Consider the following 19,326-nt stretch of genomic DNA (forward strand, 5'->3'; position numbering starts at 1 on the left):
GTCAGGCGGCGGAGGCCACCACGTCGCCGGTCGGGCGCGCGCTGACGACCATGCCCAGGGCCGCCTCCTCGATCGAGACCGCGTCGGCGACCTCGCGCAGCACCTCGGACAGCGGCAGGTCCATCGCCTGGCACAGCGAGGCCAGGAGCTCGGACGACGCCTCCTTCTGGCCCCGCTCGATCTCGGAGATGTAGCCCAGGCTGACGCGAGCCTCGGCCGACAGCTCCCGCAGGGTCATCCCGCGCTGCATCCGCGCACGCCGCAGCACGTCGCCGAGCAGTCGTCGGAAGAGCACCATGCGTGAGTCCTTGCTCTCGGAGTTGCGTGGGTGAGGGAAGTCTCTGGTCCAACGCTACCCGAGGGCTCCTTCTTCCCGGCCGGTTACCCGCACTTCGGCGTCGATCAGCCGCCCGGCCGCTCGCCCGGCCGGTCGGCCAGCTGGTCGTCGAGGAGCGCGAGGACCGCGGCGCACGTGGCCTGCCGGATCGCCGAGCGGTCGCCGTCGAGGTCCAGCAGGCGCGCCGTCGACCCGGCCGGACCGGCCACCGCCACCCACACGGTCCCGACCGGGCGGCCCTCCTGCTCGTCGGGCCCGGCGACGCCCGTCGTGCCCAGGCCCCAGGTGGCCGCGAGCCGGTCGCGGACGCCGCTCGCCATCGCGAGCGCGCACTCCTCGGACACCACGCCGTGCTCCTCGACCACCGAGGCGGGGACGCCGAGCGTCGAGACCTTCACCCTCGTCGCGTACGACACCACGCCCCCGACGAAGCTGCGCGACGCGCCCGGCACGTCGGTCAGCCGTGCCGCCAGCAGCCCGCCGGTCAGCGACTCGGCCGTCGCGAGTGTCTCCTCGCGACGCGCCAGGGAGGCCAGGACGCGCGCGGCGACGTCGCCTGCCCGATCCCCTGACCACATGTCGGCGAGACTAGCCGCATGGCACTTCCCATCGAGGACTACGCACTCATCGGCGACCGGGGCACGGCCGCACTGGTGGGCAAGGACGGGTCCATCGACTGGCTCTGCCTGCCGCGCTTCGACTCCCCCGCGTGCTTCGCGGCCCTGCTGGGCACCGAGGAGAACGGCCGCTGGCTGCTGGCGCCGGCCGACGAGGTCGTCGCCACCAGCAGGCGCTACGTGGACGGCACCGCGGTGCTCGAGACGACGTTCACCACCGCGGGCGGCGAGGTGGTGCTGCTCGACGTGATGCCGGACCGCGACGGCCGCGCGGACGTCGTGCGCCGCCTGACGTGCACCCGGGGCACGGTGCGGATCCGCCACGACTGGGTGGTGCGCACCGACTACGGCCAGGTGCGGCCGTGGGTGAGCCGCGAGAGCGCGCACGGCAACGAGCTGGTGGTGGCGGTCGCGGGTCCCGACAAGCTCGTCCTCCGGGGGCCCCACCTGCCCCGGGGCCACGACGGCCACCACAGCGACGAGTTCGACCTCTCGGCCGGCGACGAGGTGACGTTCTCCACCACCTGGGTGCACTCGTGGAACGACGTGCCCGAGCCCCTGGACTTTGATCGGCGCATCGCCGCCACGATCGCCGACCAGCGTGCCTGGTCCGACCACGCGCCCGGCGACGTCGCGCACGCCGACCTGGTGCAGCGCAGCCTGCTCACGCTGCTGCTCATGACGCACGACGAGACGGGCGGGATCGTCGCCGCCCCGACCACCTCGCTCCCCGAGCACTTCGGCGGCGAGCGCAACTGGGACTACCGCTTCTGCTGGTTGCGCGACGCGGCCCTCACCCTGGAGTCGCTGCTCGGGGCCGGATACCCCGACGAGGCGCTCCAGTGGCGTGACTGGCTGCTGCGGGCAGTGGCCGGCGACCCGGCCGACCTGCAGATCATGTATGCCGTCGACGGCGGCCGCCAGCTGCCCGAGCGCGAGGTGCCGCACCTGCCGGGGTATGCCGACAGCAGGCCCGTGCGCATCGGCAACGGCGCCGTGTCGCAGCGCCAGAACGACGTGCTGGGCGAGGTGATGATCGCGCTCGAGCTGGCCCGCGAGGCGGGCCTGCACGAGACGCCCAACTCGTGGGCGCTCCAGCGCGCCCTCGTCGACGAGCTCGCCGAGCACTGGGACGAGCCCGACAACGGCCTGTGGGAGATCCGCGGTCCCCAGCGGCACTTCACGCACTCGCGCGTCATGGTGTGGGTCGCCTTCGACCGCGGCGTGCGGGCGATCGAGCGGCACGGCCTCGACGGCCCGCTGGAGCGGTGGCGCGAGCTGCGCAACCGGGTGCGCGAGGAGGTGCTCGACAAGGGCTTCGACCACCAGCGCGGCACCTTCACCCAGCACTACGACACCACCGAGGTGGACGCGTCGCTGCTCACGATCCCGCTCGTCGGCTTCCTGCCCGGTGACGACCCGCGGGTGCTGGGCACGATCGCCGCGGTGCGCGCCGACCTGTCGGTCGACGGCCTCCTCCTGCGCTACCGCACCGAGACGGGGGTCGACGGGATCCCCGGCGACGAGAACCCGTTCCTGGCCTGCTCGTTCTGGCTGGTCTCCGCGCTTGCGGCCGCCGGGCGCCGCGACGAGGCGCACGCGCTGATGGATCGCCTCTGCGCGCTGGCCAACGACGTGGGCCTCCTCTCGGAGGAGTACGACATCGCTCACCACCGGATGGCGGGCAACTTCCCCCAGGCCTTCAGCCACCTGGCCCTCGTGCAAGCGGCCCTCGCCCTGCGCTGAGCAGGACGAGGGCCGCGAGCAAGGAGTGTCAGCCGTCAGCCGCGACGGACCTTGACCTTGATGACCTCCCGGGCGCCGCGGACCTTGCGGCTCCCGGCGTACTTCACGACGATCCGCTTCGTGCCGGCCTTGGCGAACCGGTCGAGGCGGACGAACGCCTTGCCCTTCTTGAGCTTGACCGTGTACTTCTTGCCGCCGGCCTTGACCACGACCTTGCCGCTCACGCCGGAGATGCCGAGCGCGGAGGCCTTGATCTTGAGCCGGGTGCGGGTCTCGCCACGGACGACGCGTCCGGGCTTGGTGCGGACCTTGAGCGCGCCCTTGGCCTTGCGGACGTCGATCGGCAGCGAGAACGACGTGCCGGTGGTCGGGCCGGTGAAGGTGATCACCTGCTTGCCGGTCCGGACCTTGCCCTTGAGCTTCACCGACACCGCGCTGGTGCCGTAGTCGTCGTAGACGGCCGAGCCGAGGGTGTTGTCCACGGCCTGCGGGTCGAGCGTCTTGTCGCCCACCTTGACGTTGAGCTTGGCGTCCTTGGGGTCGGTGGGGCCGGTCATCGCGAGCGACGACAGCGCGAGGTCCACCGTCTGGCCGAGCCGGTAGAAGCGCGGGGCGCCTGCCGGCCAGATGACGTTGACGTGCTGCTGGTTGGTGTTGACGGCCAGCGGGGCCTTGGCGGCGAACTGCGCCATGTAGTCGACCATCGCCTGCAGGTCGACCTTGCCGGTGTCGCGCTTGCCCGTGGCCTGGTTGAAGGCACGGAAGTTGTCGCCACCGCCCGCGAGGAACGAGTTGGCCGTCACCGAGTACTGCGTGGCGGGCTCGATGAGCTTGCCGTCGAGCCACATGCCGGTGACGCGGTCACCCTCGGCGCGGGTGGGGTCGTAGGTGGCGAAGAAGCCCTTCGACACGCCCAGGCGCAGGAACGGTCGCGTCGGGACCGGGCCGCCCGGGTTGGTCTGCCACTGCTGCTCGAGGAGCGTCTTGATCTGCGCGCCCGTCATCTTCATGTTGACCAGCGTGTTGGCGAACGACTGGACGTTGGCCGCCTGCTTGTAGGTCAGCTTGGCGGGGTAGCCGCCGGCCTGGCCGCGCATGTCGTCGCGCAGGCCGCCCGGGTTCATGAACGCGATCTGAGCCGCGCCCGCCTCGGGCGTGGACGTGGCCCAGCGCTGGACCTCGGCGACCAGGTTGCTGAGGGTGGACTCGCCGCCCCGGTTCTCGGTGCCGCTCGCCAGGCGTGCCCGGTCGAACGACCCTGCGACGGAGCCGAGCTCGGCGGCGCCCAGGACGTTGCCACGGGCGACGGCCTCGTCGACGATGGTCTCCTTGACCTCGGCCTTCAGGTCGATCGCGGCCTGCGCGGTGAGCGCGAGCGTGCTGGCCGCGACGACGTCCTGGCTCACGACGCTGACCGCGTCAGTGTCGGGGTCGACGCTGAAGACCAGCTTGTTGAGGTTGGTGCCGTACTGGCCGGCCGAGACGACCGGACGGCCGTTGATCGTGTGGTTGTAGGCCAGGTGCGTGTGACCGGAGATGATCGCGCTGACGTCGTCGTTGACCCCGTTGACGATCCGGCCGAATGCGTTGTCGTTGCTCTGGGCATCGGCCAGGCGGGTCGTCGGGGCGCCCTCGTGGACGAGCAGGATGACGAGGTCGGCGCCGCCCGCCTTGAGCGCGTCGGCCGCGGCGTTGGTCTCGGCGATGATGCTGCTGACCTTGAGGTCGGCGATGCCGGTGGGGCTCACCAGGGAGGACAGCTCCTCGGTGACGCCACCGATGAAGCCGACCTTCACCCCGTTGACGGTCGTGGTCCAGGTGCCGCCGTCCGAGCCGTCGGCCGGGTCGGGCGTGCGCGCGGTGATGTCGGGCAGCGCGTAGGAGCTGTCGGACTTCTTGCGGACGTTGGCGGCGATGTACTGCCACAGCGCCCCGCCGTAGGGGTTGGCGGTGGCGTCGAAGGGCGCCATCACGCGGTTGGCGAGGTCGGCGTAGCCACCGTCGAACTCGTGGTTGCCGGCCGCGGAGACGTCCAGGCCGGCGGCGTTGAGCGCGTCGAGGGTGGGCTTGTCCTTCTGGATGAAGGAGTCGAAGGTGGAGGCTCCGATGAGGTCTCCGCCGGCGGCGAAGATGGTCGGGCCCGTGTGGTCGGCCTCGAGCTGGGCGACGGCGCCGGCGAACTGGGCGGCCCCTGCCTCGGCGCCGTTGGCGAGCAGCCGGCCGTGGAAGTCGTTGGTGGCGAGGATCTGGACGTCGACCGGCGCGGCGCTGGCCGGCGCGGCGGTGGCGATGACGGCAAGCGGTGCTGCGAGCAGCCCCGTCAGTGACGTCGCAAGGGCGAATCTGCGACCTGTTCGTGATGCTGGCACGAGGTGTGGCCTTTCGTTCGGTGGGTTGTGAATCGGGTCACCCTAGCCCTGACGACGGGTCGATCAGCGCGCGGGAGTCTGTGCGGGACCGAGGTGTCCCGGCCACCTCGGGGGAGGCCGGGACACCCGCTGGCCGGGGTGGGGATCGGTCAGCGTCGCATCACCTTGAGCCTCACCGTGGTCGAGTCGGCGCGGGTGCTGTCGTCCCCGCGGTATCGCACCGAGGCCCGGTGGACCTTGGGCTTGGCGAACGACTTGAGCCGGATCACGGCGCGACCATCGTCCAGGCGCGCCCGATAGGTCTTGCCCGCGACCCGCACCCGCACCTGACCCGTGGGCGCGTAGCCGTCGCCCCGGACCTTCACGACGATGCGCGCACGGGTCTTGCCCGCCACGATCCTCGCGGGCTTGACCGTCGTCCGGAGACGGGCCCGGGCCTTGGTGACGCGGACTGCCACTGTCGCCGTCGACGCCTTGTGGCCGGCGTCGCCGGCGTAGCTGAGCGTCAGCTGGTGGGTGCCGACCGGAAGAGATCGAGCGGGCAGCGACAGCGAGCCCGCCCCTGCCGTGAGCGTGGTCGCCCCCAGCACGGAGCCGTCCTTGGACACGGTGACCTTGCCGGTCGCCGTGGTCGGCGAGACCACGACGCCCAGCGTGCCGACGCTGCCGTAGGTGATGCGGGCCGCCGTGCCCTTGACGGACGTGTCGACAACGACGGGCGCGGGCGCGGCGGGCGCCTGCTTGCGGAGCCCCAGGAGCACCGGGTCATGGTCGGAGGAACGGTACGGGCCGTCCGCGTGGAAGTCCGTGCCGTGGTAGTTCCAACGGCTGTACTCCAGCGCCAGCGACTCACCGGCGTTGATGTTCCAGATGTCGGTACCGGTCGAGCGCGCCAACGCGGCGTCGTTCACCAGGATGTGGTCGAGCGATCCCGAGAGCCCGGAGAACGAGTAGGAGAACTCGCCGTTGGCGAAGTGCTGCTCCACGTTGGTGAACCCGGCGTCGTAGAGGACCCGCAGCGGGTCCTCCATGGCGTAGGAGTTGAAGTCACCGCCGAGGACGACGGACTCGACGCCCGTCTCGGTCTGCAGCCCGGCGACCCAGTCGCGGAGCGCGGTCGCCTGGAGCACCCGGGAGCCGTTGGACGCGCCCTGCCCGTCGCCACTGTCGACATCGCCCGGATTGGGGCCGGCGGACCCCTTGGACTTGAAGTGGTTGATGACGAACAGGAACGGGTCACCGCCCGCGTCCGCCCTGAAGACCTGACCCAACGGCTCGCGCGCGTTGTCGAACGCCTGGCCGGCGTCGCTCAGGGTGCCGAGTGCACGGGACTCGCCCACGCGGTCGACGCTCGAGGGCTTGTAGATGATCGCGTTGGTGATCACGTCCATGCCGTCGGCCGGGAGCGCGGCCGAGGAGGGGTTGGCCGCCCAGGTACCGGCGCCCGCGTCGTCGTTGAGCGCCGTCACCAGGCTGTTGGTCGCCTCGTCGGGCGTCTCCCCCAGCGTCGCGGAGTTCTCGATCTCGAGGAGGCCGACCACGTCCGCGTCGAGCGCGTTGATCGCGGCGACGATCTTGGACTGCTGCCGCTCGAAGTCCTGGGGGTCCCAGGCACCTCGCTGGTCGCAGCCGCCGTTGACGGTGTTGCCGTCGCTGGCGCGGTCACGGAAGGGCGAGCATCCGCCGTCGCCGGTGTTGTCGTCGTCGGCGTCACCGAGGGTGGTGAAGTAGTTGAGCACGTTGAACGAGGCGACCTTGATGTCCGCCTGACCGACCTCGTTGATGAGACTCTCGTCCGGAGCGACCGTCCGGGTGTCCTCGAACGTCGCCGGGGACCCCGCGTTGCCTGGGCCGACGACCGTCGTCAACGGCTGGAACCGGTAGGTCGGCGCGCTCGGCGAGCCGCCCTCGGTGAAGATCACGTCGGCGGTGAACGTCGCCTTCGCGCCCACCCGAACGGGGTCGGTCGTGGAGATGTAGGGCGGGGTGAGGTCGCCGTTGACCAGGCAGCCGGTCGGTCGCGGGCTGCACTCCGCGGCGTTGCCGGTCAGCAGGAAGTTGGTCGACGCACCGTCGTCCAGGATGACCGCTCGGGCCAGGTTGTCCGCCTCGGTCGCGCTGGCTCCGGCCGGTCCGGGCAGCTCGACCTCGGTGCGCTGGATCAGCGGCTTCGTGCCCTGGGCGAGGCCCACCTCGCCGAAGTTGTTGGTCGAGAAGGTGTTGCTGACGGTGAAGTCACCGGTCGGGCGGTAGCGCATGCCCTCCAGCGACTCCTTCTGGGCCGCGGTGCGCGGCCAGGTCGCCGTGGTCGTGGTGACGATGTCGGCCGGCGTCTCGGAGAGCACCGTGATGCCGGACGGCACGACCTCGACCTGGGTGGCGCCGGCGTACTCGGTGACCTTGCCGGTGACCTCGACGTAGCTGCCGGGCGTCGTCGTGACGGTCCCGCTGGTCTGGCGCACGAACACGGCGTCAGACGCGGTGTGGGTCGCGAGGTCGATGTCGGCGGCGCCGGTGCCGGGGGTCTGGATGTAGAACCCGAAGAAGCCGCCGCTGGGGTAGGTCGCGGTGACGATGCCGCGCGTCTTGACCTGCTGGCCCACCAGCGGTGAGACCGCTCCGGTGCCCTGCACGTCGGAGATCGGGATGAGCGACGGCGCCGGAGCGATGGTGAAGGTGAAGGTCATGTCGTCGGTCGCAGCGGTCGGCGTGGCCGAGTCCGTCGCCGTCGCGGTGACGGTGAAGGTGCCCGACTCGGTGGGCGTGCCGGACACGGCGCCGTTGCTGGCGACGGTGACGCCACCGGGGAGGCCGGTCGCGGTCCAGGTGTAGGGCGACGTCCCTCCGCTCGCGGCCAGGGTGAACGGGGTGATCGGCACGGTGACCTGACCCGACTTGTCGCCGGGCGGGGTGGCCTCGAGCGCTGCGGGCTCGCCGTCGCTCGCGGCCGTCGGGCTGGGCGTCGCCGGGGCGGCGAAGTCTGTCCGGTTGTTGTCGCCGTCGGTCGCCGTCGCACGCGAGGCCGATGTCGTGTTCGTCAGCGCTGTGCCGGTGTTGTCGGTCTCCGACGAGGTCGCCGTCCCGTATCCGACGAAGTCGACGACGCCGGCGACCGTGTGCATGGTCGTGCCGGTCGCCGTGATGGCGGTCGCAGCCTCGGCCAGGATCACCTGGCCGCTGCCGGCAGCCATGCTCAGGAAGTTCGAGGTCGCCTCGAAGTCAGGCGCGGGCAGCTCGGCGCCGCCGCACACGGCACCACCTGTGCAGCCGGTTCGTGAGGAGGTCTGGACGAGGTAGGTGCTGTTCGGGGGAACGGTCTCGTCGGGGAGTGTGAGCACGCTCGGTGTACCGGTCGTGAAGGTGCCGCTGCGGTACTGCAGGCTCATCCCGCTCAGGGACTTCGCGGAAGCCGTCGGGTTGTAGAGCTCGACGAAGTCGACCTTGTAGGCCGCCGACGCGGAGGTCGAGCCTCCGCCGCCGTAGACCTCGTTGATGATCAGACCAGTGCTCGCGGCGTGGGCCGGGGCCGCTGACAGGGGGGCGAGGCTCGCCGTCAGGATGGCGAGACCGGCTCCTGCCGCGATGCGACGCGACGAGGAGAGCGCGGGTGTGCGCATGTGTGCTCCGGGTGTTGGGGTGGATGCTGACCGACGCATCTTCACCCACAGAGCCCCGGAATCCCCTCCCCCAGAGGGACCTTTTCGCGCGAGTGTTGCCAAATCTTCACTCGCGCAGTTGTGGCCTCTTGTGGTCGGCCGCTCAGGCGCCCCGCGAGGCCCTCTGACGCCTCACGTCACGGAAGAACTCGTACCCCGACCACATCGTCATGACGACCGCGGCGGCCAGCATCGCCTGGGCGAGGTAGAAGAGCACCTCGCCGAGCGGGCCGGGCCAGAAGTCGAAGGCCCCGCCGTGCGCGTCACCGTGCGGCAGCGGCCAGATCAGGCCGGACAGGGCGAAGGCCTGCAGCACCGTCTTGATCTTGCCGCTCTGCGCGGCGGGGATGACGACGTCCTTGAGGACCGACAGGCGCAGCAGCGTCACGCTCCACTCGCGCAGCAGCACCAGGATCGTCACCCACCACCAGACGTCGCCCACGACCGACAGCCCGATGAGGGCCATGCCGGTGATCGCCTTGTCGGCGATGGGGTCGGCGATCTTGCCGAAGTCGGTGATGAGGTTGTGCTTGCGCGCGAGGTCGCCGTCGATCTTGTCGGTGATCATGGCGACGGCGAACAGGCCGAAGGCGACCCAGCGCCAGAGCGGGTCGTTGCCGCCGTCGTGCAGCAGCGCCCACCCGAAGAAGGGCACCATCACGATGCGCAGTGTCGTGAGCACGTTGGCGATGTTGAAGTTGGAGGCCTGCTGGTGCTGGGTCGTCATGCCCCGGCCCCGTCCGCTCGGGCGATGAGGTCGACGCCGTCGGTGCCGGTGACGGTGGCGCCCACCAGGTCGCCGACCCGGGCGGCGCCCGCACCGCTCAGCAGGGTCGTGCCGTCGACCTCGGGGCCCTGGTGCGCGGCGCGTCCCTCGACCACGCCGTCCTCGACGGACTCGACGAGGACCACGACCCGCTGGCCGACGCGCTCCTCCGCCCGCTGGGCGTTGAGCTCCTCCACGAGCGTGGTGACGTGCTCGGTGCGGGCGCGGATCTCGTCCTCGTCGAGCTTGAGGTCGTCGGCGAAGCCCGCGGCCTCCGTGCCGTCCTCGTCGGAGTAGCCGAAGACGCCGGTGACGTCCATGCGCGCGGCCTCGAGGAAGTCGCACAGGACCTGCAGGTCGTCCTCGGTCTCCCCCGGGAAGCCCACGATGACGTTGGAGCGCACGCCCGCCTCCGGGGCGAGCGAGCGGATCCGCTCGAGGAGGTCGCGGAAGCTCTCGGGGTCGCCGAAGCGCCGCATCCGCCGCAGCACCGCGGCGCTGGCGTGCTGGAACGACAGGTCGAAGTAGGGCACCACGCCGGGGGTGGAGGCGATCGCCTCGATGAGGCCCGGCCGGGTCTCGGCGGGCTGCAGGTAGGACACCCGCACCCGCTCGATGCCGTCGATGGCACTGAGCTCGGGCAGCAGGGTCTCCAGCAGCCGGAGGTCGCCGAGGTCCTTGCCGTAGGAGGTGGAGTTCTCGCTGACCAGGAACAGCTCCTTGACGCCCTGGGTGGCCAGCCACTGGCCCTCCTGCAGCACGTCGCTGGGGCGCCGGCTCACGAAGGAGCCGCGGAAGCTGGGGATCGCGCAGAAGGAGCACCGGCGGTCACAGCCGCTGGCGAGCTTGAGGGGCGCCATCGGGCCGGCGTCGAGGCGGCGGCGTACGGCGCGGGGTCCGGTCGCAGGTGCGCCCGCACCGATCTCGCTCGCGTCGGCGAGGACGTCGTGGCCCGGGATCGAGACGGTCGAGGCGTCGCGGTCGACCGGCGAGATCGGGAGCAGGCGCCGGCGGTCGGACGGGGTGTGCGGGTGGTGGGTCTCCCCCGCCACGATCGCCCGCAGCCGCGCGGCGATGTCGGGATAGTCGTCGAAGCCGAGCACCGCGTCGGCCTCGGGCAGCGACTCGGCGAGGTCCTTGCCGTATCTCTCGGCCAGGCAGCCGACGGCCACCACGGCCTGCGCCCGGCCGCCGTTGCCCGCAGACGCCTTGAGGTCGGCCGCCTCGAGCAGCGTGTCGACCGAGTCCTTCTTGGCGGCCTCGACGAAGCCGCACGTGTTGACCACGACGGTGTCGGCCTCCTCGGCGTCGTCGACGAGCACGAACCCGCCCGCCTCGAGCCGTCCGGCGAGCTCCTCGGAGTCGACCTCGTTGCGGGCGCAGCCCAGCGTGACGACGGCGACCTGCAGCGGCGCCGGGTGGGTGTCGGTCGGGATCTCGGGTTCAGTGGTGGTCATCGCACCCGTGAGTATGACGGGTCCGGCGCGCGTACCCGAACCGCCGAGGCGTGAGGGCCGCCACGCGTACGCACCGACGAACGCGATCGGCAGGGGTCATCGCAGGCTCGCCCGCACGAACAGGCTGACCAGGTCGACGACCGCGCACACCACGACCAGGGCCAGCACCGTGGTGGTCATCGCCTGGTAGTCGAACGCGGCGCGCTGCTGCTCGAGCAGCCGTCCCAGCCCGCCGGCCCCGACGACGCCGACCACGACCGTCTCCCGGGCGGTGACCTCCCACCGGTAGAGCGCGTAGGCGATCAGCTGGCCGGCGGCGGCGGGCACCGACGCGTAGGCGAACGCCGCGAGCGGCGACGCGCCGAGCGCCGTGAGCGCGTCGCCCGGCTGCCGGTCGAGGTCCTCGATCACCTCGGCGAACAGCCGGCCGAGGACGCCGAAGGTGTAGATCCCCAGCGCCAGCGCCCCGGGCAGCGGGCCGGGGAAGACCACGAACAGCACCAGCAGCGCCCACACGGGCGGGGGCACAGCGCGGGTCACCAGCAGCAGCTGTCGGGCCGCCCAGCCGGACACCGCACGTGCGGGCGAGCCCGCGCCGCGCGCCGCCACCAGCGCCACCGCGACGCCGAGGGTGGCGGCCAGGCTGATCGCGACGACCGACATCTGCAGCGTCTCGACCGTCCGGTCCACCAGGACCGACCACCCGCCGGCCGGCAGGCGCGGTGGCAGCAGGTCGTCGAGGAGCCGGCCCAGCAGCTCGACGGTCCTGGCGGAGAACCAGCGGGAGAGGTCGGGCGCCAGGTGCCACACCGAGCCGGCGACCAGCACGAGCCCGGCAGCTCCCGAGAGCTGCCACCGCCGGGGTGAGCGGCCGCGCCGCAGCCACGCGCCCCACCGGTCGATGAGCGCCCCGAGCAGGATCAGCGCGTAGAGCGAGGTCCAGGTCTGCGCGTGCTGGGCGCCCTGGAAGCTGAGGCTGAGCTGCAGCCCCAGGCCGCCCGCCCCGACCATCCCGAGGATGACCGCGGAGCGGATGGAGCACTCGAAGCGGTAGAAGGCGTACGACGTCACCGCCGGCAGCAGGCTCGGAGCGAGGCCGTAGAGGAACGCCTGCGCGCGCCCGGCACCGGTCGCCCGGAGCAGGTCGTAGGTCTCGTGGTCGCACTCGTCCAGCAGCTCGGAGAACACCTTCGCGGTGATCGCCCCGAACGGGATCGCGATCGCCAGCACGCCGACGAGAGGGTCGCGTCCGAGCACCGCCACCAGGAGCAGCCCCCACACCGCCTCGTGCACCCCGCGGGGCAGGCTCGCCGTGAGCCGCGCGAGCACCAGCCCGCAGCGCCGCAGCGCCGTGCGCGACGTCGCCGAGGTCGTCCCCCACACGGTCTCGCTCATCACCGGCGCGAACAGGAGCCCGAGGACCAGCGACAGCACCGTGCCCAGCACCCCGAACGCCAGCGTGGTCAGGGCGGCATCGGCGGTGTCGCGGAGGAACGCCGCGGAGGTGTCGGGTCGGAGGGCGTAGGCCCAGAACTCGCCCAGCGACCGCAGGCCGCCCACGTTCACGACACCCGCCCTGCCGCCCGACACCCCCACCAGCGACCAGACCAGGGCGACGAGCCAGACCAGCGCCCAGGCGCGGCCGGGGAGGCGCCACCGGGGACGCCGCCCGCCCCGACGGCGGACGACTGCGGGCCGCGTGCCACCGCCCGGCGGCGGCACGGGCGCCGGGCCCGAGGCCTCCAGCGAGGCGATCGAGCCGAGCTCGCTCATGCCCGGTCGATCGAGTAGAGCTGCTCGCGGTGGCGGGCGCCGACCTCGGACGCGGGCAGGTCGAACAGCACCCGTCCCGCGCGCAGCCCGACCACCCGGTCGCAGCGGCGCACGGCCAGGTCGAAGTCATGCAGGCTGACCAGCAGCGTCCGCGCCGGCGTCGCGACGGTCTCGCACAGCAGCCGCATCACCTCGTCGGCCCGGGCCGGGTCGAGGCTCGACACCGGCTCGTCCGCGAGCACCAGCTCGGGGTCCTGCACCAGGATGCGGGCGAGGGCGACGCGCTGCTGCTCGCCGCCGGAGAGGGTGTCGGTGCGGGCGAGGAGCTTGTCCTCGATCCCGGTGCGCGCCAGCGCCTCGCGGGCGGCGCCGACCTCACGCGGCCGTGCCAGCGAGCTGAGCGCCTCCCAGGTGGACCACCGGCCGAGCCGCCCGGCGTTGACGTTGTGCACCACCCGGAGCCGACCGACCAGGTGGAGGCGCTGGTGGATCGACCCGATCCGGCGGCGTACGGCGACCAGCTGGCCGGGGCCGAGGCGACCCAGGGGCTCCCCGAGGACCTCGACCACGCCCGCGTCGGGCGCGATCGTGCCGGCGCAGAGCCCGAGCACGGTCGACTTGCCGGCTCCGCTGGGTCCCACCAGCGCCACCCGCTCACCTGCGCGGACCGACAGGTCGAGGTCCGCGAGCGCGACCTGGGGTCCGTAGGCGACGGTGACGCCGCGGAGCGCGACGGCGAGACCGGTCATCAGGAGAGCAGTCCCAGGTCTCGGGCGATCTCCTCGATCTGGTCGTAGTTGCTCGCCTCGGTCGGCACGACCGCTCCCGCGCCGTACGCCTCCAGCACCGACTGCTCCTCGGGGGTGGAGCCGTCGAGGGCCAGCAGCGCCTCCCCGAGCCGGTCGGTGAAGCCGTCGCCGAGGCGGTCGTCGAGCTCGGGACCGGCCAGCCAGTGGTAGTCGTGGTAGGTCGGGGTCGTGTAGACCTCGACGACCCGGTCGAGGTCCACGGTGCCGGCGTCCTTGCGGGCCTGCCAGACCTGCAGGTTGAGCACGCCGGTCTCGTACGAGCCGGACTCCACCAGGTCGATCGTCGTGTCGTGGGAGCCGGAGAACCCCGGCTCGCCGTCGAAGTCCGCGGCGCTGTCGACGCCCGCTTGGGCCAGGAAGTACTCCGGCATCAGCCGGCCCGAGGTGGACGACTCGCTGCCGAAGGTGAATCGCGTGCCCGCCAGTGCCTGCAGGCCGGAGTCGTCGGCGATCGGCTCGATGCCCGTCTCGGCGTTGGCGATGAAGACGCTGCGGAACCTCGCGTCGATGTCGCGCTGCGCGAGCAGGACGGCACCCGGCGTCTGGAGCCGCGCCTGGACCCCGGTCAGCCCGCCGTAGAACACCATGTCGAGGTCCCCGGTGCGGAACAGGCTCACCGACGCGGCGTAGTCGGTGACCGGGACGAACGCCACCTCGACGCCGAGCTGGTCCGCGAGGTAGTCGGCCAGGCCCTCCTCGCGCGAGGTGAGCTCGCCGGGATCCTGGTCGGGGATGGCACTGATGCTGAGCGTCTGCGAGGCCGCTGCCGACTCCCCCTCGGCGGCGTCGTCCCCGCAGGCCGCGAGGGTGAGGAGCACGAGGACGAGCGCGGCACCACGAGTCCGGAACGACACGACAGCCTGCCTTTCCGCCGTACGCCGACGGCGTCACCGAGATGTCGTCGACCCTAGGTCATCGTCGGGGTCTCCGGCCCGTCCCGGCCCGCACGGCGTCGTCCCAGCCGGATCAACCGGGCGCCCGGGGGTACTGCGCGGGCATGGACTTCACCACGATCAGAGGAGACCTCGGGGCGCCCGTCGAGGACGTCGCGCAGGAGGCGGTGGACGCCACCGCGGTCACGTACGCCCGGTCACCGGACGTCGACGTGGCGACGACGCTGCGCGCGCAGCTGCGGGGGCGAGGCATCGACACCACCGACGCGAGCCTCGAAGAGCTCGCCGAGGCGATCCGCGCAGGGCACGAGGTGCGCCTCGGCAAGCACGACGGCTCCGTCGACCCGGCCCCCTGACGAGGGTCAGTCGGCGACGAACGTGCCCTGGCCGGCGACACCCGGCTCGCCCACCGGGCGGGGGTCGCCGCCAGCGAGCGACACGGTGACGGCGCCGTCGGTCGAGTCGACCCGCACGGGCGGCGAGGCCTTGAGCTCGCGGCTCTCGCCGACCGCGAGGTTGCCCTTGAAGACCTGCTCCCCCGCGCCGTCGCGGACGACGACGCGCGCGCCGCCCGCCGCGGCGGTGACCACGACGGCGACAGGCTCGGCCGCGGGCGCGTTGCCGCCGCCCTGCGGGCCGCCCGAGCCGTTGAGCACCGGCGTCGAGCTGCGCAGCTCCGGCGGGGTGTCCATGACCAGGCGGGCGATCGACCAGGCCAGCACGAGGGCCATCACCACCGCGACCAGCACCGACCAGTTGGGGCCGCCGCGGGTGCCGCGGATCGAGCCGTGCGCGCCCGTGGCGAGCTCGGCCTCGAACACCCGGCGCGGGTTGATGGGCGCGTGGGCGTAGCGCTCGTCGTAGGACGCCAGCAGGGGCGCGACGTCGATGCCCAGCACGCGGGCGAGGGTGCGCAGGTGGCCACGGGCGTAGAAGTCGCCGCCGCAGGGCTCGAAGTCGTCGACCTCGACGGCCTCGATGACGTGGGGGCGGATCCGGGTGCGCTCGGCGAGCTGGTCGACCGTGAGCCCGAGCCGGGTGCGTGCCGCGGCGACCTCCGGCCCGATGACCGGGTCCTCGGCGGGCTCCACCTCGAAGTCGTCGAGCACCAGCGGCTCGACCGGCTCGCCGGGCCGGGCGATGGCCCGGACGCGGTCGCCCCACGACTGGGTCTCCTCGACGAGGCTCACCCGTCCCGGGCGGCGCAGCTCGCGCCCCTCGAGCTCGTCGTCCGGGGCCTCGACGACGTCGCGCCGGATCTCCGAGCGCCGGGCGGACCCGGTCTCGCGCAGCGCCACCGGGGTGGGGCTCGCCACGACGGGCGACGCGACGTGCTCGACGGGCTCGGCGTGGTCGACGACCTCGCCCTCGACGACCTCGCCCTGGACGACCTCGTCGGCGGCGTCCGCCGACCCCGACGGCTCGGTGGGCTCCGTATGGTCCGCGGACTCTGCGTGCTCCGGGCGCTCGCGCGCCTCGGGCTCGAGGACGACGATCTGGCTGCTGTCGCGGGCGACCCGGCCGAGCGCCTCGGCGAGGTCGCCGTCGGTGCCCGTCACGCGGGTCGAGAGCCCGAGCGGCACGGCGAAGGGCGCGCCGTGGAGCAGTCGCGACAGGCTGGTGTGGCGCCGTCCGGCGCCGGTCAGCTCGGCCTCGACCAGCTCGGGGTTGTGGGGCACCACGACGAGGCGGCCGTCGCGGAGCGGGCCGCGGCGCGGCGTGTGCTCGACGTGGTGCACCGCCGACCAGGGCAGGCCGCGCCAGGTGCGGCCCAGGCGGATACGGATGCCCTGGGTGTCGGCGACGAGCAGCGGTGTACGAGCGTCGACGAGGCCGGCGAGCCAGTAGGCGCCCAGCAGGCCCATCGCGACGACGAACGCCCAGTCGAGCGCCGAGCCGCTCTGGGTGGCGCGGGCCAGGTAGGCGATGGCGACCGCGGAGGCGGTCAGCCCGACGCCCGCGGCGACGGCCGCGCTGCGGCGTACCTCCACCGCGTCCGGGGCGACCGTGAGCCCCTCGTGCTCACCGGTCGTGGCATGGATGTCGTCCTCGTGCACTGCTGCGGCGCCCATCAGGCTCCCCCCTCCAACGTGGCGATCACGGAATCGATCTCGTCCGGCTTGACCAGGACGTCACGCGCCTTCGAGCCCTCGCTCGGCCCGACCACCCCACGGCTCTCCAGGATGTCCATCAGCCGGCCCGCCTTGGCGAAGCCGACACGCAGCTTGCGCTGCAGCATCGAGGTGGAGCCGAACTGCGTGGAGACGACCAGCTCGATGGCCTGTACCACGAGCTCCATGTCGTCGCCGATGTCGTCGTCGAGCTCGCGCTTGGACTCCTTCGGCGCCGTCACGTCCTCGACGTAGGTCGGCTCGAGCTGGTCCTTGCAGTGCTTGACGACCTGGTGGATCTCCGCCTCGGTGACCCACGAGCCCTGGACGCGCACCGGCTTGGACGCCCCCATCGGCAGGAAGAGTCCGTCACCCTGGCCGACGAGCTTCTCGGCACCCGGCTGGTCGAGGATGACCCGGCTGTCGCCCAGCGAGCTCGTCGCGAACGCGAGCCGCGAGGGGACGTTGGCCTTGATCAACCCGGTCACCACGTCGACCGACGGGCGCTGCGTCGCGAGCACGAGGTGGATGCCCGCGGCGCGGGCCAGCTGGGTGATCCGCACGACCGAGTCCTCGACGTCGCGCGGCGACACCATCATCAGGTCGGCGAGCTCGTCGACGATCACCAGCAGGTAGGGATAGGGCGTGAGCGTGCGCTCGCTGCCCGCGGGGACCTCGACCTTGCCGGCCCGCACGGCCTTGTTGAAGTCGTCGATGTGCCGGAACCCGAAGTTGGCCAGGTCGTCGTAGCGCATGTCCATCTCGCGCACGACCCACGCCAGCGCCTCGGCGGCCTTCTTGGGGTTGGTGATGATCGGCGTGATCAGGTGCGGCACGCCCTCGTAGGCGTTGAGCTCGACCCGCTTGGGGTCGACCATGATCATCCGCACCTCGTCGGGCGTGGCCCGCATGAGGATCGAGGTGATCAGCGAGTTGATGAACGACGACTTTCCGGAGCCGGTGGCTCCGGCGACCAGCAGGTGCGGCATCTTCGCCATGTTGGCGACCACGAAGCCGCCCTCGACGTCCTTGCCGAGGCCGGCGACCATCGGGTGGTGGTCGGCGCGGGCCGTGCCGGAGCGCAGCACGTCGCCCAGCGACACGATCTCCTTGTCGACGTTCGGGATCTCGATGCCGATGGCCGACTTGCCGGGGATCGGGCTGAGGATGCGCACGTCGGCCGACGCCACGGCGTAGGCGATGTTCTTCGAGAGCGCGGTGACCTTCTCCACCTTGACCGCGGGGCCGAGCTCGACCTCGTAGCGGGTGACCGTCGGGCCACGGGTGTAGCCGGTGACGGTGGCGTCGATGCCGAACTCGTCCATCACCTGCATCAGCCGCTCGACGACCGCGTCGCTGGCCTTGGAGCGCGCCTTGTGCGGCGAGCCCGGCTTGAGCGCGGAGTTGTCGGGAAGCGAGTAGGTGATGTCGCCCGAGAGCGCGAGCTGCTCCACGCGCGCCGGGAGGGGCGTGTGGGGCGGCGGCTCGAGGGCGCCGGTGTCGTCCCGGCCGGCGCCCGCGACGGCCGGGGTGACCTCGGTGGGCGCGTCGGCGGAGAGATCGGGGTCGGCGAACAGGTCGATGCCGTAGTCCTCCACCGGCTCGACGTCCTTCTTGCGCCGACGCTTGGAGAGCTCGCGGTCGGCGAGCACCGGGCTGTCGTAGGCGGGGTCGCCCATCTCGGGGTCGACCTCGTCGTCGAGCACGGAGCGGCGGCGCGCGCGCACCGGCTTGGTCGGCTCCTCCGAGCCCGGCTCTGCGGCCGGGGTGCGGCCCAGGGCCTTGTCGCGCAGCGCGGCGAGCCTGGCCGGGACCTGGTAGACGGGGGTCGCGGTGATGATGAGGACGCCGAACACCGCCAGCAGCGTCAGCAGGGGCACCACGACGTACGTGGTCTGCATGAGGTCCAGGAGCAGGCTCGAGGTGACGTAGCCGATCGCTCCCCCGGCCTCCTGGAGGTTGGTCGCGTCGCCGAGGACCGGCTGCGGGTTGCCGTTGGCGATGTGGACGATGCCGAGCAGGCCGAGGGCGAACGCCGCCCAGCCGATCACCTGGCGGCCCGCGGGACCGTTGCGCTCGGGGTCGCGCAAGGTGCGCCAGCCGGCGTAGACGAGGAAGAGCGGCACGAACCAGCCCACCTTGCCGACGGCGCCGGCGGTCATGGAACGGGCCACGTCCATCACGCCGCCGGGCAGCTGCCACCACACGGCCGCCGCGACCACCATCGCCAGGCCGAAGAGGAAGAGCCCGACCCCGTCACGGCGGTGCTCGGGGTCGAGATCACGGGCCGACTGCCCGATGGAGCGGGCGACCGCACCGACCGCGTGCGCGATGCCGAGCCACACGGCCGCGACCGCCCGGGCCAGTGCCCCGAACGCCGCCGCGACGGGGCCCTGCCCGTTGCGCACGGCGCGGGGCGCGGGCCGCGATCCTGAGCGGCGTGCGGACGCGCTGGAGCGGCTCCGCCCCTTCGCTGCGGACGCGCGAGGGGCGGGGCGCTTGCTGGTACTCCGTGATCGGGTGCTCGAACCCTTGGTGGTGCGCTTGGATCCAGACGTGCTCGAGCTCCGCGACCCCGGCGGGGAAGACGTACGGGTCGCCATGGTCCGACCCTACGGCCACGTCACACCAGTCACAGGGACCACACGGGTGCGTGTCGTGGGCCCGGGTCGGGCGGAGCGGAGGACGCGCGGCCCCGGCTCAGGGGCCGGAAATGCGCACCAAGGGGTCTTCCTGACCGACCGGACAGGTGCTTATGGTGACCCGGATCACCCGGCCGACTGGTGCCGGGG

The 19,326-nt window shown here is 72.4% G+C and carries 13 protein-coding genes; 2 read left to right on the forward strand and 11 right to left on the reverse strand.

Features of this window, described 5'->3' with window-relative positions:
• Position 1: 1 nt before the first annotated feature.
• Both AC4H2S_RS11675 and AC4H2S_RS11680 read right to left on the reverse strand, forming a co-directional pair.
• Positions 2–298, reverse strand: a complete 297-nt coding sequence (locus AC4H2S_RS11675) for a helix-turn-helix domain-containing protein (RefSeq protein WP_491497149.1) — start codon at positions 296–298, stop codon at positions 2–4.
• A gap of 104 nt (positions 299–402) precedes the next feature.
• Positions 403–915, reverse strand: a complete 513-nt coding sequence (locus tag AC4H2S_RS11680) for a CinA family protein (RefSeq protein WP_491497150.1) — start codon at positions 913–915, stop codon at positions 403–405.
• An 18-nt stretch (positions 916–933) separates the two neighbouring features.
• On the opposite strand from AC4H2S_RS11680, the gene AC4H2S_RS11685 reads away from it, so the two are divergent.
• Entirely contained in the window at positions 934–2,700 is a 1,767-nt protein-coding gene (locus AC4H2S_RS11685) for a glycoside hydrolase family 15 protein (protein WP_491497151.1), read from the forward strand.
• Positions 2,701–2,735: 35 nt separating this feature from the next.
• Here the strand turns inward: AC4H2S_RS11685 and AC4H2S_RS11690 are convergent, their stop codons facing one another.
• The 7 genes from AC4H2S_RS11690 to AC4H2S_RS11720 all read right to left on the reverse strand — a co-directional run bounded on the left by AC4H2S_RS11690 (position 2,736) and on the right by AC4H2S_RS11720 (position 14,384).
• Positions 2,736–5,069, reverse strand: a complete 2,334-nt coding sequence (locus AC4H2S_RS11690) for a bifunctional metallophosphatase/5'-nucleotidase (protein WP_491497152.1) — start codon at positions 5,067–5,069, stop codon at positions 2,736–2,738.
• 149 nt (positions 5,070–5,218) lie between these two features.
• Positions 5,219–8,686, reverse strand: a complete 3,468-nt coding sequence (locus AC4H2S_RS11695) for an ExeM/NucH family extracellular endonuclease (RefSeq protein ID WP_491497153.1) — start codon at positions 8,684–8,686, stop codon at positions 5,219–5,221.
• A 142-nt stretch (positions 8,687–8,828) separates the two neighbouring features.
• The gene (gene pgsA / locus AC4H2S_RS11700) at positions 8,829–9,452 is read right to left on the reverse strand and encodes a CDP-diacylglycerol--glycerol-3-phosphate 3-phosphatidyltransferase (protein WP_491497154.1); all 624 of its coding nucleotides are present in this window, start codon (positions 9,450–9,452) and stop codon (positions 8,829–8,831) included.
• Positions 9,449–10,900: a 30S ribosomal protein S12 methylthiotransferase RimO gene (gene rimO / locus AC4H2S_RS11705; protein WP_491497373.1), complete on the reverse strand. Its 1,452-nt coding sequence runs from the start codon at positions 10,898–10,900 to the stop codon at positions 9,449–9,451. The genes pgsA and rimO overlap by 4 nt, the downstream gene beginning before the upstream one ends.
• Before the next feature lie 144 nt (positions 10,901–11,044).
• Complete coding sequence (locus tag AC4H2S_RS11710; RefSeq protein ID WP_491497155.1) at positions 11,045–12,721, reverse strand: PhnE/PtxC family ABC transporter permease; 1,677 nt, start codon at positions 12,719–12,721, stop codon at positions 11,045–11,047.
• Positions 12,718–13,470 carry a phosphonate ABC transporter ATP-binding protein gene (locus AC4H2S_RS11715; RefSeq protein ID WP_491497156.1) on the reverse strand — a complete coding sequence of 251 codons (753 nt, stop codon included), beginning with the start codon at positions 13,468–13,470 and terminating at the stop codon, positions 12,718–12,720. Before AC4H2S_RS11715 ends, AC4H2S_RS11710 begins: the two co-directional genes overlap by 4 nt.
• Complete coding sequence (locus tag AC4H2S_RS11720; RefSeq protein WP_491497157.1) at positions 13,470–14,384, reverse strand: putative selenate ABC transporter substrate-binding protein; 915 nt, start codon at positions 14,382–14,384, stop codon at positions 13,470–13,472. The genes AC4H2S_RS11715 and AC4H2S_RS11720 overlap by 1 nt, the downstream gene beginning before the upstream one ends.
• A gap of 143 nt (positions 14,385–14,527) precedes the next feature.
• Between AC4H2S_RS11720 and AC4H2S_RS11725 the strand changes: the two genes are divergently transcribed.
• Positions 14,528–14,779, forward strand: coding sequence for a hypothetical protein (locus tag AC4H2S_RS11725; protein WP_491497158.1), 252 nt, complete (start codon positions 14,528–14,530; stop codon positions 14,777–14,779).
• Between the two features lie 6 nt (positions 14,780–14,785).
• Here the strand turns inward: AC4H2S_RS11725 and AC4H2S_RS11730 are convergent, their stop codons facing one another.
• Positions 14,786–16,495: a helix-turn-helix domain-containing protein gene (locus AC4H2S_RS11730; protein WP_491497159.1), complete on the reverse strand. Its 1,710-nt coding sequence runs from the start codon at positions 16,493–16,495 to the stop codon at positions 14,786–14,788.
• The gene (locus tag AC4H2S_RS11735; protein WP_491497160.1) at positions 16,495–19,137 is read right to left on the reverse strand and encodes an FtsK/SpoIIIE family DNA translocase; all 2,643 of its coding nucleotides are present in this window, start codon (positions 19,135–19,137) and stop codon (positions 16,495–16,497) included. The genes AC4H2S_RS11730 and AC4H2S_RS11735 overlap by 1 nt, the downstream gene beginning before the upstream one ends.
• Between the last annotated feature and the right edge of the window lie 189 nt (positions 19,138–19,326).

It is taken from the genome of Nocardioides sp. Z13_37, from assembly GCF_058355585.1.